This is a genomic window from Sphingomonas sp. GW821-FHT10C01, assembly GCF_059415525.1.
In genome coordinates this window covers 852,572-866,882 of sequence record NZ_JBWKNK010000001.1, presented here as the reverse complement: position 1 = coordinate 866,882, position 14,311 = coordinate 852,572, and the positions used below count along the sequence as shown (strand labels likewise).

Genomic DNA, 14,311 nt, shown 5'->3' with positions numbered 1-14,311 from the left:
TCAGAGCGCATGCGATTCCTCGTTACCGGCGGCCAGGGAATGCTGGGCCGCGATTTTGCGCGTGAGATAGCACTTGTTCCCGGCCTGACCGTCGCAGCCCCGGGTAAAGCTGAACTGGATGTGCGCGACAGCGCGGCCATGCAGGCGGCGGCGCAGGACGCCGAAGGCGGGTGGCTTGTTCATTGCGCGGCGATGGTCAATGTCGAAGGCTGCGCCCGTGATCCGGAATCGGCACGCGAGATTATCGTCAATGGCACGGTCAACGCCATCGCCCTCGCCCGCGCCGCCGGTGCGCGGATGTTCTACCCTCAATCCTTCCTGACCCATGACGGTCGCTCCAACCCCATTGCCGAGACGGAGGAGCAGCGGCCGCTCGCATTGTACGGCGAACTGAAGCTCGAGGCCCAGAAGCGTATCGAGGACAGCCTGGGCGAGGATGCGCTGATCGTCTGCATGGCGGGATTTTTTGGGGGCGAGGAAGCCGACAAGAATTTCGTCGGACGGATCATCCCGGCGATGCATGCGGCGATCCTGCGCGAAGAAGCGCAATTCAACGTGGGTGACCGGGTCTGGCAACCGACCTGGACGCGAGACCTCGCCTTCAATTCGCTGCACCTCATGCTCGCCGGATCCCGGGGTCGTTATCAAATGGCCTGCCATGGCGAAGCAAGCTTCGCCGAGCTGGCGCAGGAGATCGCGCGGGCATTGGATTGGACCGATCGGCTGGAAGTCGTGCCGGTCGAGGCCGCAAGTGTATCCGCCAATGAACTAGGCCGCCGGCCCGATCGGGCCGTACTGAGTTGCGATCGCCTCAAGGCGGAGCGCCTTGACCTGCAGCGTGACTGGCGGGCAACGCTGCATGCCTATCTGCGCCATCCCTTTTTCGATCAGTATCGTTTCAACTGAGGCCCCGTCTCCATGCACAAGCTCTTCCAGCCTCTAGCGGCCCCGGGCTTCATTCCGCTGCGCAACCGGTTGGTGATGTCGGCGATGAGCCGCAGCTTCGCCGACGCGGACCGGTGCCCCACCGAAGAGATGGTGCGCTACTATGAACGGCGTGCGCGCCACGGCGTCGGCCTGATCCTGACCGAGGGAACCATCATCCATGCCAGCGGCGATGGCTGGGTCAACGCGCCCTATATTGCCGAAAGCAAGCACGCCAAGGCGTGGAGGCCGGTCATCGATGCCGTTCATGCCGCTGACAGGGCGATCGCATGTCAGCTCTGGCATATGGGGCGGATTTCCCACGCCGATTTCACCGGCGGTCCGCCGGTCAGTTCGACCGCCCGTGCCGCCGCTGGCCACAATCGCCAGAATGACAAGCCCTTTGGCGAACCCCGCGCGCTCGATATCGCGGAAATGCCGGCCATCTTCGCCCAGTTTGCGGACGCCGCTCAGCGCGCGGTCGATGCGGGATTTGACGCGGTCGAACTGCACATGGGCCATGGCTATTTGCCCGATCAGTTCCTTGACGGGCAGGTGAATGATCGCACGGATGGTTATGGCGGTTCGGTGGAAAATCGGTGCCGGTTCGCTCTGGAACTGGTCGAGGCGGTGACCAAGGTCGTGCCCGGTCGGCAAGTGATCGCGCGTATTTCGCCGTCGCGCTTCATGGGCGATCTTTATGAATGGCCGGACCTTGACGCGATGATCGCCCACCTCGTCCCCGCCCTGGGCCAGCTCGGCCTGGGCGCGCTCGACGTCAGCTGCGCCAACTCCGACTATTTCAAGACCGCGGGGCGCATGGTGCGCAAGATTCGCCCGCACTATGACGGCGTGATCATCGCCGGCGCATCGCTCACCCCCGAACAGGCTGAAGCCGAGCTCGAAAGCGGGGTGGTGGATGCCATCACATGGGGGCGCGCGATGATTGCCAACCCCGATCTTGCGGAGCGTATCCGCACCGGCGCCGAGATCGTCCCGTTCAACGATACGATGCGGGCCACGCTGGTCTGATCAGGGTCCAAGGGAACGGGAAGCGGCGAGTGGCGACGGACCGATCGCCGGATTGTTTGCCGTCCTGCTCCCCCGCCTGGACCACGGCCGAGGCCCGTAAGCATGACACGCGCCAGGCCGCGACGAACCGGGCCAGGGCGCATATCCCGCAGGGCAGCGTTATGATGGTCGTGCTGGCGGCCAGGCCCGCAGCTGATTGAGTTAACCGGGAACCCGGTCGCCTCCCGTCCGCCGGGGCGGATGCCGCCCTTCGCGCATTTCAATCCACAAGCTATTCAGGGTTGCCAGCGCCAGCGCCCAGGCGACGGTCATGATGATCAGGGGACGCACGAACGGTCCCAGCGTCACATGCTGTGAAATCATGGTCACCGTATCGCGAAAATAAAGATTGCGGGCCGCCTCGGGCAGCGTGTCGATCGGAATATCGAGCGGAATAGCCAACACATAGCACGCCACGATCGCCCATTTGCGTCCCAGGCCTCGCCACGGCTCCATCATCACGAACAGCATGAAGCAGACCTGCGCATAGCCGCCCGCCTCGCTTGTAACCGTGGCGGCGAGCATACCGAGCGCCATCGCACGATATGCGGTGAACGCTTCCGGCCGATACCAGATCGCCAAGGCGGCGAGCACGATCAAGCCTTGGGTGAGATACTGTAGAGCGGGCAACAATATCAGCAATCGCTCCACCCATGTCGAACCGATGATCTGGGACATGGGAAAGGCGCCATTCTCCAACAGCGAATGGAGCGGGCGATATGTCGTGGTATACCAGACATCCAGGATCTGCGCGGCCTCCTGACCGGAATAATCGCGCACATTCCTATAGATTTCGAATGGTGTACCGTGCCCGAAGAGCGCGAAGCTCACCAAATAGATCAGGACCGCCGACAAAAGCGCACCCTCCACCCAGCGCCATCTGCGCTTCAACAGGAGCGGGACGATCGATGCGATCAGGTAGATCTTGAAGTTGATCGCCAGGCCCGCGAAGAACCACCGGGCACGCGCCGAGGATAGCAGCGGGCCGCAAGCCAGGAGCAGGCAGGTATAGGCGAGAATGATCAAATTGCCGCGTTCGAGTCCGATGAGCATCGGGGTGCCCATGGTCAGGCACAAGGTTCGCATTGGCGCGGTCGCGGGGTTGATCCGCCGCATAACCTTCCAAGTCAGCACGACGTTGATCAAGAAGATGGCGGCAATCGTCGCGAGACCAAGCCAATCGCAATTGCGCGCGGCGAGACCCACGCTGGCATCGAGACCTCGTGTATCGGGATAGCAGCGATCGATACCGAATATGCGCAGGAAGACGAAGGAAAGCGGCGGATAGATTGCTCGCCACGCGTCATAGGCGCCCGCCTGTCTCGACCAATAGGCGGGATTGAACCAGTCAGCGAACGTATCTGAAGGATCGAAGAAGAAGGGCGGCGGCAGGTAGCCGTAGACCCAAATATGCAACCCTAAATAGACGAGTCCGATAAGAATAACGCTCGCCAAAACGGCTTCGACCGGATTCCCTCGCCACGAAGAGCTCGGCGCCTTCATCGCACTCGCGTCACATCTTGGCCGGCAAGCGAAACACCAACCGTTTGAGGATGAGATAGTTGATTGCCGAAACCGCGATTGTCGCGATGAGCCCGGCGATATAGGGCGACGGAAACAGCTTGAGCGCGACCCATAGTCCAGCGAGGCTCAGGAAATAGGTCCCGACATACGATATGATGAAGGATAGCTTGCTCGATTGCCGCCCGGCGAAAGCATATCGACTGTAGGTGAAATAGTTGAATATCACACCAAGGACATGCCCCAGAGCCTGCGCGACATAGACGTGAATACCGAACCACAGAAACAGCGCGAAGAGCAGATAGCCGAACAGCATATTGACGATCCCCGCCTGGTAATAGCGGAAGAGCTGCCACCATTCCTCCCTGCGTCGCCAGTCGAACATCGTCAGTATTCCGTCGGGAAGTTCACCCGCTCCTTCTCCAGCACCAACGCCTGGTTGCGCGTGCGTTCAGAGATCAGCTTTATCTGCACGCCGATCAGCCCAAGGAACAGGAAGAGTACGCAGAACTGCCCTTCCAGCGCGGCCGCCAGCAGCCACAGCTGAACCGAGCGCCCCATAAAGGCCGCGAATACTGCTCCACCAAGGCAGAACGCCGTCAAAAGCGCCATGAAGAAAGCAACATAGAGCGGCGCCCGGAGCAGATTCTTCGAGGACCCGGCCAACCCGTTCAATGCAAAGTCGAGCAGCGTGAAGAAGTTGTTGTTCGAACGACCGCCCGCGCGCGGCGGCCGACGATAGGGAATCGTCTCGATGTCGAAGCCGGTTTCCACCAGCAGGCCGCGGAAGAAGGGTTCGGGCTCGTTCATCGCGCGGATGGCGTCGACCACCTTGCGGTCATACAGGCCGAAGCCGGTCGCGTTGGGGATCGCCTGATAGTCGCCGAAACGATGCTGCAGCTTGTAGGACAGTTCGCGGAAAAAGCGCAGCAACGGTCCGGATTTCTCACCTTCGCGGGTGCCCAGCACGATCGGCACCCCACCCCGCCAGCGTCGCACGAATTCGGGGAGCAGTTCAGGGGAATCCTGGAAATCGGCGCACATCCCGATCACGGCAGCGCCCCGCGCGGAGAAGATACCATGCGTGGGCGAGCGCATCTGGCCGAAATTGCGGCTATTGACGATCAGGCGGATACGCGGGTCGCGGGCACACATCGCGCGCACCACTTCCACCGTCCGGTCAGTCGATTCATTATCAATGAAAATGATATCGAACGAACGCGTGACCGACTCCAACTGTTCGATCACGGCCTGCGCGATCAGAGGCGCATTATCCTCCTCGTTACGGCATGGGATAACGACGGAGATTTCCGGTGACGCCGTATCGGCTGGAACGGTAGGATCAGTCATGACGGGAATTCCTGATTGCTTCACCCGGCGGTGGACGCAGGCGATAGACCTCGATGGCCATCCACAACAGGAATAGCGCAATCGCCAGCGCCAGCGCCGGCAGCCAGATCCGCCGCTGCGTATCGACATGCGGCGATTCCAGAACGCGCAGCGCGGCGTCAGACATCAGATCTTCGACGGCCATACCGCGAAGATAGCGCATGTAACCGTCATACAGGGATTTGGCGACGTCCAACTCGCGCTCCAGCTGAGGGATGCGGTCACCGATGGCAGTCATCGCCGCGCGCGGCTCGGCACCGCGATTGCGCAGGCGGAACTGATCGTAGTTCGCTTGCGCCTTCCCCAATTGATCCGATGCGTTCTGCACAAGCTTCACCAGCACATCGCGCTTGTAGGCGGTCTGCCGACGACTGATCCGGCCCAGCTCTTCCTGCACAGCCGCGTGATAGGCACCCACGATATCGCGCGCCCACTCCGCATCGCGATTCTCCATTTCGATCACGATGATTCCACCACGTATCGATCGAACTTCGACATTGCGCGCGAGATAGCGTTGCAACGCCACGCGCCCGTCGGACTTGAGCCGGTCCTTTAGTCGTGTCTTCTCGATGACATCGTCACGCACCGCGACGCCGTTGCCAACCCGCAGCGCGACTTCCACCGCCGCCTGATTGCCGAACACGCCGTTGAGCGCCCCAAGGTGTCCAGGCGTTCCGCCGAGACCCGGCGCACCCCGATCGGACGGCGTAAACGAACTGGTCGCCAAATAGCGTTCCGGGAAAGAGGCGAGGACGGCGAAGCCGGCCGCCAGCCCGCCAAGCAGCAATGCGCGCCAACGGAACTGCGAAAGGACACGCAGATGGGCAAGTTTGCCGATGACGCTCTTTCGGGGGGTCATCGTATCGAATTCACCGCCGCCGCGGTCACGCCGAGTTGGAAGATCACAAAGGTCTGTTCGGAAGGAGGTGCAACCGGCGATCCGGCCAGAAGATTCTGCGCAGGGAGCGCCGGTGCCGAACCCGGCGGAAACAGGAACGCGGGCAACGGCGCGCGCCCTGGCTTCGCGCAAAACCGTCGATCTCCCGACCGGGTACCGGCATGATATCGGGGAGCATGTGAAAGGAAAACCATTTGCTTCGGAGACAAGGTCTTGCCGCGCCTATGCCGCGAGAGCGCTCGGACGATGGCAAGCCAGCGCTTCCGCCAATGGCGTAAAGTCATCATAAGGGCGGCACCCAGGCGGCACCCAACCCGGCTCGGCATAACCATAGGTCATGAAGTAGAATGGCATGCCGGCCCGCATCGCCACCACATGATCCAGGATGCTATCGCCGACAAAGAGACATTCGTCAGCGGACAGCTGAAGGCGCTGCAGCGTGCGATCCAGCAGGTCCGGGGCAGGCTTGGGAGCAAGACCCTCCGCCCCTCCGACGACCGCGGTGAAGAACGTCGCGATACCTGTGTCCTCCAGTACCTTCTCACACAGGAACTGGGGCTTGTTCGAACAGATCGCCAGACGGAAGCCGTGAGCCGAAAGTTGCCGCAACCCTTCCGCCACGCCATCGAACAGCGCTTCGGAAGGGGTGGAGATTTCGCTGTATCGCGCGCGAAACTCACCAAGATCCGCCGCCGGATCACGGCATGCATCCCCCAACAGGGCCGCCACCATGGCCTGCCCTCCCTGGCTCATCAGCGAGCGCGCGAACTGGGGATCGATCGACCGGGCGGCACCGCGCTCGGCAATCATTCCCTCCAGAATGTCGATGCAGATGCCGCAACTATCGACAAGCGTACCATCGAGATCGAAGATGATGGCACGCTTCATCGCAGCGTTCCGCACGGCGCCATCGCGGCTTCCAATTCCTCATCGCTGAGAAACGGCAACAGATCCTCGAGCGGAGACGACACCATCGAACCGTCTTCGAGGCGACGGGAGGACAGTTTCGGAGAGAATTGCTGCCGCTTGTCGATCATCACCTCGCACAGATACGGACCGTCGCTGTCGAGCGCCGCCCGTACGGCGGCCGGCAGATCGGCATCGCGCTCGACGCGTGCGGAGGGAATGCCGAAACCGGCGGCAAGCCGGGTGAACTCGGGAAATGTCAGGCCGCTGTCCGGACCGCAGCCGACGATGTTGTCGGCGAAATGGTTCTGCTGCGCCTGACGGATGGAATGGTAGCCGTCATTGTTGAGAACGAAGATCTTCACCGGCAGCCGCTGTCCCACGATCGTCTGCAGTTCCTGCAGGTTCATCATGATGCTTCCGTCGCCGGCAAGGCACACGATCCGGTGCGCATCGCCGGCGTACCAGGCGCCGATCGCCGCGGGCAGATCATATCCCATCGAAGCACAGCCGGAGTTGGTGTACAGGCGCTGATCCGGCTTGATCTCGGCGGCCTGGAATACCGTCACGCACGCGGTACCGTCGCCGGTGACGATAATCTCGCCCGGCTCCAGCGCCTCGAACAGCTTTTGCCCGAAGACGTAGGGATTGATGGGGCCGGTGTCGGACGCATATTCGGGCAGCACCACCGGATATCGCGCGGAGCGATCCCGGCTGCGGGCGAGGTACGCCGCGCGGAAGGCTGGCCGGTCGCCCTCCGGCAGGGCGAGACGCTCTGCGACCGCGAAGAAGTCCCGCAGATCCGCATGGATCGGCCGGTGAAGGCGCAAGGTCGGCTTGTCGAGTTCCGCCCGGTCGACGTCGACCATGGCGACCTTGGCATTGCGAGCGAAGCTCTGCCAGTTGTAGCTGATCTGGCGCAGGTTGCAGCGACAGCCGAGCACCAGAACATAGTCCGCCGACTGAACCGCGAAATTCCCCCCGCGATCGCCGACCGAGCCGGGACGCCCGACAAACAGCGGATTCGTGTTGGGGATGACGTCATGCGCGTTCCAGCCGCTGACGACCGGAACGCCCAGCCGTTCGACGAACGCGAGAAACCGGGCATGGGTACCGGACAACCGGATACCCGAACCGGCCAGCACCACCGGCCGCTCCGCCGCGCACAGCTCGGCCAGCATGGCGGCGACTTCGGCCTCCAGCCGCTCGCCGGTCAGCGTGCCGAGCTCGGCCGCGTTATTCGGCACTTCGCCATGCCCGTCGTCATTCGCGGGATCATAGCCCTCGAGTTCGTCGGGATCGACCGGCGCCGCCTGGACGTCGATCGGAACATCGATCCAGACCGGTCCGGGGCGACCGCGCGTCGCGAGATAGATCGCCTTTTCGGTGACCTTGCGGACATTGGCGGGGTTGTCGAGGACCACGGCATATTTGGTGATGCCGCGAGCCATGGAGACGATATCGACTTCCTGATCGCCCAACTGGCGCAACGGCACGTCATAGTTGAAGGCGCAGGTCTCGCGCTTCACCTGCCCCGATACCACCACCATCGGAATCGAATCGACATAGGCCCCATAGACGCCGTTGAGCGCGTTCACGCCGCCGGGACCCGTGGTGACGTTGACCAGTGCCGGGCGGCCGGACAGGCGGGCATAGCTTTCCGCCGCGATCGCCGCGCTCTGTTCGTGATGCGTGAAGACCTTGCGCATGCCGCGCTCGCGACCGAACGCGTCGTTCAGATGCATCGCGCCGCCGCCCGTCAGCATGAAACAGTCCCGTACCCCGCGCTCGGCGAGAATATGGGCCATCACGTCGGCTACCCGGATTTTCGCCACGTCTACGCGGCCTTCGCGTTCTGGCGGGCTTCCATCATGGCGATGCGTGCCTCGTCCTCGGCAGCGATGGTGCGATAATAGTCACGCTTGTTCTTGAGCCAGAGCAGCTCGAACTCGATCGCCAGCTCCATGCCCTCGCGAGCGGAGCCATCCTCGAGCACCGCGGCATCGAAGATCACCTTGCGGGTCTCGAACCGATCGAGCCGGATCGCCCGCATACGACGCAGCGGTTCGATCGAATCCGGGCTGACCCCGCCGCCAACGACCAGATCGAGGTTATGCTTCTTCGCAACCTCGGCCACGCCGCAGGCATAGGCTGTCATTTCATCGGAATTCACGAAATCGCGTGCCCGCCCCATCGAGCCGGCGAAATCGACGCGACCGAACACCATGCCGACCTGCCCCTGGGACGCGACGTCGCCAAGGCTCTCGATCTGATCATAGGTCCCGCGCGTTTCCACGTTGAACAGAAAACCGACATCCGCCCGCTCTTCCACGGGATAGAGCTTGTCCTTGCCGGCAACGAACTTGGACAGCGCGTAGGGCGTCTCGACCATCGGCGCGATGATGTAGTCGGCGCCATATTGACGGCACTCGATCAGATCGCGGATCGCCTCGCAGCCGCCAATCTTGAGGGCGACCTTGACGCCGGCCTTGCGCGCAATCTCGAGCAAGCGCAGCAATTCATCGACGCGGGTGCCTTCCGCTTCAAATTCGGCCTTCACGGCCACAACGCCAAAATCGGCTCGCGCACGCGCGAGGACGTCCAGCATTTGCTTTTCGTGCTTGTTCAACGCCATCTCCATTGAAAGGCGGCAGAACTCGCCCCCTCCCTGCACCCGATGTCGCTATCTGAAAATCTACACGAATTTGTTAACTACGAATCCAGTTCACGGTGTCCCGTACCTGGTTCCGTATGTCGGTCGTTCTCAGCCCCAATCTGGCGGCAATGACCCAGCTATCCTGCGCGGCGCCCAGATAGGCGGAGCAACGGCTGTAATCGAGCGCGGGTCGCTCGATCGATATCGCGCCGCCGACCTCCTGCGCGACCAGCTGCGCGATATCCTGCATTTCGAGCAGCTGGCTTCCACACAGGTCGAGCGGACGATCGGCGCCGATACGGCGCCGCGCCGCGCGCAACACGATGCGACACAGATCCTCCACATGCAGAAAGCTGCGGAAAACCGGGTGGTCGGCGGTGACGACGATCCGTCCCTCGCTCAGCGCCTGCAGCGCGAAGTTGGACACGGCATAGGCGTCCAGCTTGTTGATGTGCGGGCCGGCGATGTTGAAGATGCGCCCGCAAAGCGTGGGAACCGCGGCTTCCCGCGCCCATTCAAGAAAGCGTCCTTCCTGCTCCAGCTTGGCAAGGCCATATGGATGCGCATCGCGCCCGCTCTCCGCCATCTGCGCGGCGCCGGACGACGCCACGAACAGGCTGGCCGGCGCGGCACCGGATATCGCGGCGAAGAGCGCCGCGTCGATCGCGCTGTTGCCACGGCGGAACGCGTCCTCGCCAAGCCCGGCGACCTTGTCCTTGGTCAGGTAGGCGAGGTGAATGACATGCGCGCCCGCGACATCGTCTGGCGTGATATCGGTGAGCGGACGAACCGGCAGCTCCCGTCCATCGACCAGACGGACGACCCCGGCACGCGACCCGAACAGGAAGATCTCGTCACCCTCGGCAAGACCGTCGGCGTCTCCGGGTCGATGCATCAACTCCAGCAGCGCGCGCCCGATCCAGCCCGTCGGACCGGTCAGGACAAAGCGCGTCCGGTCAGAGGGTCCGAGGGCCGCCACAACCAATCACCCGCGCGTTCTTGTTCCGGCGATGAAGGCCGAAATGACGCTGACCGTATAATCGAGGTGGCTTTCCGTGAGGCCCGGGTAGAGGCCGATCCAGAAGGTATGGGTCGTCGTCAGATCGGCGTTGGCCAGTTCGCCAACGACCCGATAGTTACGCCCCTTCATATAGGGCTGACGCAGCAGGTTTCCGCCGAACAGAAGTCGCGTGCCGATCTTCTTTTCGTTGAGGTGCTGGACCAGCTCCTCGCGGTCGATCCCGCTTTCGGGCCGGATGGTGATCGGATAGCCGAACCAGGACGGCTCACTGTTCGGAGTCGCCTTGGGCAGGATCAGCACATCCTCCAGCGGACGCAGCAATTCGGTGAGGATGTCGAAGTTGCGGTTCCGGGCGGCGATGAAGTCGTCCAGCCGGTCCATCTGACCCAGGCCGACCGCCGCCTGCATATCGGTGATCTTCAGATTATAGCCGCAATGGCTATAGGTGTATTTGTGATCATAGCCGAACGGCAGCGAGCCGAGCTTGCGGCAGAAACGCTTGCCGCAGGTGTTATCCTGGCCCGGCGCGCACCAGCAATCGCGCCCCCAGTCGCGCATCGATTCCATCACACGCTTGAAGCGCGGCTTATCGGTGAACACCGCCCCGCCTTCGCCCATGGTGATATGGTGCGCGGGATAGAAGCTCAGCGTGCCCATATGGCCGAAGGTGCCGACATTGCGCCCGTCATATTTCGCGCCGAGCGCGTCGCAGCAATCCTCGACCACCAGCAGATCGTATTTTTCCGCGACCCGCATCACCTCGCCAAGGTCGAACGGGTTACCCAGCGTGTGCGCGATCATGATCGCGCGGGTTCGGTCGCTGACCGCCGCCTCGATCATGTCAGGCTTGACGTTGTAGGTCGGGATGTCGACGTCGACGAACACGGGGACGATGCCATATTGCAACGCCGGATTCACCGTCGTCGGAAAGCCGGTGGCGACCGTGATCATCTCGTCACCCGGCTTCAGCGCCTCTCCACGCAGATAATGGCTGGTGAGAGAGGAGAAGGCGACCAGATTGGCCGACGAGCCGGAATTGACGGTAATGGCATGTTTGACGCCGATCCGGTCAGCCAGCCTCTGCTCGAACTCCGTGTTGAATCGGCCCGTCGTCAGCCAGAAATCGAGGCAGCTTTCAGTGAGAAGCTGCATTTCCTTCGCGCCATAGACCTTCCCCGACACCGGGACCGGGCTTTCGCCGGGAACGAAGGGAGCGGCCTGATGGTGCAACTGGGCATATTGGCCGACCAGATCCACGATGAGATTGCGAAACTCCGGCTCCGACATCCCCCGCAGGTCGGAAGGAATGGTTCCGGTAGCGCGATTCATAGGGGATCGCCTTGAGTCAACGCCGCGTCGAGCAACGTCTTATAGTCGTGGATTTGATTACGGGTGAGCTGAAGCGCATCCTCTCCGTGCTCGACCTGCCGATGCCAGTCCACGATCCAATCTATCGCCTTCGCAAGACCAAGGGCCGGACGCCAGCCAAGCTGCGCGCGCGCCTTTGTGCAGTCCAGCTTGAGCAGATTGGCCTCGTGCGGCTGCGCCGCGCCGTCGAGTTCGAACTCCCCCTGCCCCCAGCGACTGATCATCTTGCCGACGATCCAGTCCACCGGCTGGGCGTCCTGCGGGTCCGGGCCGAAATTCCAGGGTGAGGCCGCCCAGCGGTCTCCATGCGCCAGATGCTGGGCGATCAGCAAATAGCCGCCCAGCGCCTCCAGCACATGTTGCCAAGGGCGGATCGCCTTGGGCGAGCGGATCCGCACTTTGTTTCCGCCGGCGATCGCGCGCACGATATCGGGAACCAGACGGTCCACCGCCCAGTCGCCCCCACCGATGACATTGCCGGCACGCACGGACGCGATGAGCGCGCCGTTTTCCTCATGAAAGAAGGAATTGCGATAGGCGGAGATCACCAGCTCGGCAGCGCCCTTGCTGGCGCTATAGGGGTCATGCCCGCCCATCGGATCGCTCTCGCGATAAGGCCAGACCCACTCGCGGTTCTCATAGCATTTGTCGCTCGTGACCGCGACGACCGCTTCCAGCCCTTCCACGCGACGACAGGCGTCGAGCACATTTGCGGTGCCCTGCACATTGGTCGCGAAGGTTTCCCGCGGCTGATCATAGGACAGGCGCACAAGCGGCTGCGCGGCGAGATGGAACAGGGTCTGCGGCCTGGCCTGCGCCACGACCCGATCGACCAGCTCCGCGTCGCGGATATCGCCCACGACATGATGGATCAGGCCATCAAGCCCGACTTGCTCGAACAGGCTTTGCTGCCCAGGCTCCGGTGCCAGCGCCAGGCCGGTCACCTCGGCGCCCATTTCGTGGAGCCACAGGCTAAGCCATGCGCCCTTGAACCCGGTATGCCCGGTAACCAGAACGCGCCGCCCGCGCCATTGCGCGGAATCTACCAGCATTTCCAGGGCGCGCCCCCTACCCACAGTTCCTCGAGGTGGTTCTTGTCGCGCAGCGTGTCCATCGGCTGCCAAAAACCATCGTGGCGGAATCCGTGGAGCTGGCCTTCCGCGGCGAGCCGCTCCATGGGTTCGCGCTCCCACAGCGTCTCCGGTCCAGCGACGTAGTCGTCGAGCACCGAGGGGTGGGCGACGAAGAACCCGCCGTTGATGAGCCCGCCGTCGCCGGCCGGCTTCTCGCGAAACCCGTGGACCCGATCGCCCGTAAATTCGAGCGCGCCGAATCTGCCCGGAGGCGCCACGGCGGTCACCGTCGCCTTGCCGCCATGCGCATTGTGAAACGCCACCAGCGCGCCGATATCGATGTCCGCGACCCCGTCGCCATAGGTGAAGCAGAACGGCTCGTCGTCATCGAGATACTGGCGCACGGCCTTCAACCGCCCACCGGTCATCGTGCTATCGCCGGTGTCGACCAGCGTAATTCGCCAGTCCTCGCTCCAGTTACGATGCACATCCATGCTATTCTTGCCCAAGTCGATCGTAACATCGGCCATGTGCAGGAAGTAGTTGGCGAAATATTCCTTGATAATATAGCCTTTGTAGCCCAGGCAAATCACGAAATCGTTGATTCCATGTGCGGAATAGATTTTCATGATATGCCACAGGATCGGCTTGCCGCCGATTTCAACCATGGGCTTTGGTCGCACGGAGGTCTCTTCGCCGAGCCTGGTGCCCAGCCCCCCCGCCAAAATCACAGCTTTCATTCTAGAATACGCCCGAGACTGATTGATTTAGAACCAACGAATGCAGGGCTGCCTACCCAACTTCAAGAGCGAGCGGCCTTTAGGGCGGGCTAAGGCAACGACTGGCCTGGATCAAGCCGAAACTCCCCCATGGTTTCGCTCCGGATCGCTGACCCGAGCGGGTGCCGGGACCCCAAAAAGCCGTCGGCACCCGCTCCAGCGAGCCGGCCCATCCGCGCACCCGGGACACCCGGGAAAGGTCCGGGGATGGGTCCAGGCTCGGTTCAAACCAGGGTGTGGGTCAACGTGATCTCGGCATTGAGCACCTTCGACACCGGGCAATTGGCCTCGGCGTCCTTGGCCAGCTTCTCGAACTCGGCCGGGTCGATGCCGGGGATCGACGCGGTCAGGGTCAGGTCCGAACGGGTGATCGCGAACCCGCCATCCTTCTGCTCCAGCTTGATCGCGGCCTTGGTCTCCAGCGTCCCTTCCGAATAGCCGGCGCGGGCAAGACCAAAGCTCAGCGCCATGGTGAAGCAGCCGGCATGCGCCGCCGCGATCAGCTCCTCGGGATTGGTGCCCGGCTCGTCCTCGAACCGCGTGTTGAAGCCATAGAATTGGTCGGTCATCACCCCCGACTGGGTGGTGATCGCGCCCTTCCCTTCCTTGCCGAAGCCGGAGTAGCGGGCGGTGGCGGTACGGGTGGTCATGGGAACATCTCCTTGCTGCGACACGTTCGATTCGACTGCGTAACGCCGGAATACC

14 protein-coding genes are annotated in these 14,311 nt (G+C 62.6%); 2 read left to right on the top strand and 12 right to left on the bottom strand.

The window, feature by feature from the left end; translation table 11 throughout:
- The first annotated feature begins 9 nt into the window (after positions 1–9).
- Positions 10–906: an SDR family oxidoreductase gene (locus AC07M1_RS04150; RefSeq protein ID WP_495161299.1), complete on the top strand. Its 897-nt coding sequence runs from the start codon at positions 10–12 to the stop codon at positions 904–906.
- 12 nt (positions 907–918) lie between these two features.
- Complete coding sequence (locus tag AC07M1_RS04145) at positions 919–1,956, top strand: oxidoreductase (protein WP_495161298.1); 1,038 nt, start codon at positions 919–921, stop codon at positions 1,954–1,956.
- Between the two features lie 201 nt (positions 1,957–2,157).
- On the opposite strand, the gene AC07M1_RS04140 is transcribed toward AC07M1_RS04145, so the two are convergent.
- The 12 genes from AC07M1_RS04140 to AC07M1_RS04085 form a co-directional block, all read right to left on the bottom strand.
- Positions 2,158–3,498, bottom strand: coding sequence for a glycosyltransferase family 87 protein (locus AC07M1_RS04140; RefSeq protein ID WP_495161297.1), 1,341 nt, complete (start codon positions 3,496–3,498; stop codon positions 2,158–2,160).
- 10 nt (positions 3,499–3,508) lie between these two features.
- A complete protein-coding gene (locus AC07M1_RS04135; RefSeq protein ID WP_495161296.1) occupies positions 3,509–3,901 on the bottom strand; it encodes a GtrA family protein in 393 nt (130 codons plus the stop codon).
- 2 nt (positions 3,902–3,903) lie between these two features.
- A complete protein-coding gene (locus tag AC07M1_RS04130; protein WP_495161295.1) occupies positions 3,904–4,866 on the bottom strand; it encodes a glycosyltransferase family 2 protein in 963 nt (320 codons plus the stop codon).
- On the bottom strand, positions 4,859–5,764 hold the full coding sequence (locus AC07M1_RS04125; RefSeq protein ID WP_495161294.1) for a hypothetical protein: 906 nt from the start codon (positions 5,762–5,764) through the stop codon (positions 4,859–4,861). The genes AC07M1_RS04130 and AC07M1_RS04125 overlap by 8 nt, the downstream gene beginning before the upstream one ends.
- 261 nt (positions 5,765–6,025) lie before the next feature.
- Positions 6,026–6,691 (bottom strand): HAD family hydrolase, encoded by a 666-nt coding sequence (locus tag AC07M1_RS04120; RefSeq protein ID WP_495161293.1) that lies wholly within the window; start codon positions 6,689–6,691, stop codon positions 6,026–6,028.
- Complete coding sequence (locus tag AC07M1_RS04115; RefSeq protein ID WP_495161292.1) at positions 6,688–8,544, bottom strand: thiamine pyrophosphate-binding protein; 1,857 nt, start codon at positions 8,542–8,544, stop codon at positions 6,688–6,690. The genes AC07M1_RS04120 and AC07M1_RS04115 overlap by 4 nt, the downstream gene beginning before the upstream one ends.
- A 2-nt stretch (positions 8,545–8,546) precedes the next feature.
- Positions 8,547–9,338, bottom strand: coding sequence for an aldolase/citrate lyase family protein (locus AC07M1_RS04110; protein WP_495161291.1), 792 nt, complete (start codon positions 9,336–9,338; stop codon positions 8,547–8,549).
- Between the two features lie 79 nt (positions 9,339–9,417).
- Entirely contained in the window at positions 9,418–10,344 is a 927-nt protein-coding gene (locus tag AC07M1_RS04105; RefSeq protein ID WP_495161290.1) for an NAD-dependent epimerase/dehydratase family protein, read from the bottom strand.
- Positions 10,345–10,350: 6 nt separating this feature from the next.
- Positions 10,351–11,715: a lipopolysaccharide biosynthesis protein RfbH gene (rfbH, locus tag AC07M1_RS04100; RefSeq protein WP_495161289.1), complete on the bottom strand. Its 1,365-nt coding sequence runs from the start codon at positions 11,713–11,715 to the stop codon at positions 10,351–10,353.
- Positions 11,712–12,806 carry a CDP-glucose 4,6-dehydratase gene (gene rfbG, locus AC07M1_RS04095; protein ID WP_495161288.1) on the bottom strand — a complete coding sequence of 365 codons (1,095 nt, stop codon included), beginning with the start codon at positions 12,804–12,806 and terminating at the stop codon, positions 11,712–11,714. Before rfbG ends, rfbH begins: the two co-directional genes overlap by 4 nt.
- Complete coding sequence (gene rfbF, locus AC07M1_RS04090) at positions 12,797–13,567, bottom strand: glucose-1-phosphate cytidylyltransferase (RefSeq protein ID WP_495161287.1); 771 nt, start codon at positions 13,565–13,567, stop codon at positions 12,797–12,799. Before rfbF ends, rfbG begins: the two co-directional genes overlap by 10 nt.
- Positions 13,568–13,830: 263 nt before the next feature.
- Positions 13,831–14,256 carry an OsmC family protein gene (locus tag AC07M1_RS04085; RefSeq protein ID WP_495161286.1) on the bottom strand — a complete coding sequence of 142 codons (426 nt, stop codon included), beginning with the start codon at positions 14,254–14,256 and terminating at the stop codon, positions 13,831–13,833.
- Positions 14,257–14,311 lie beyond the last annotated feature (55 nt).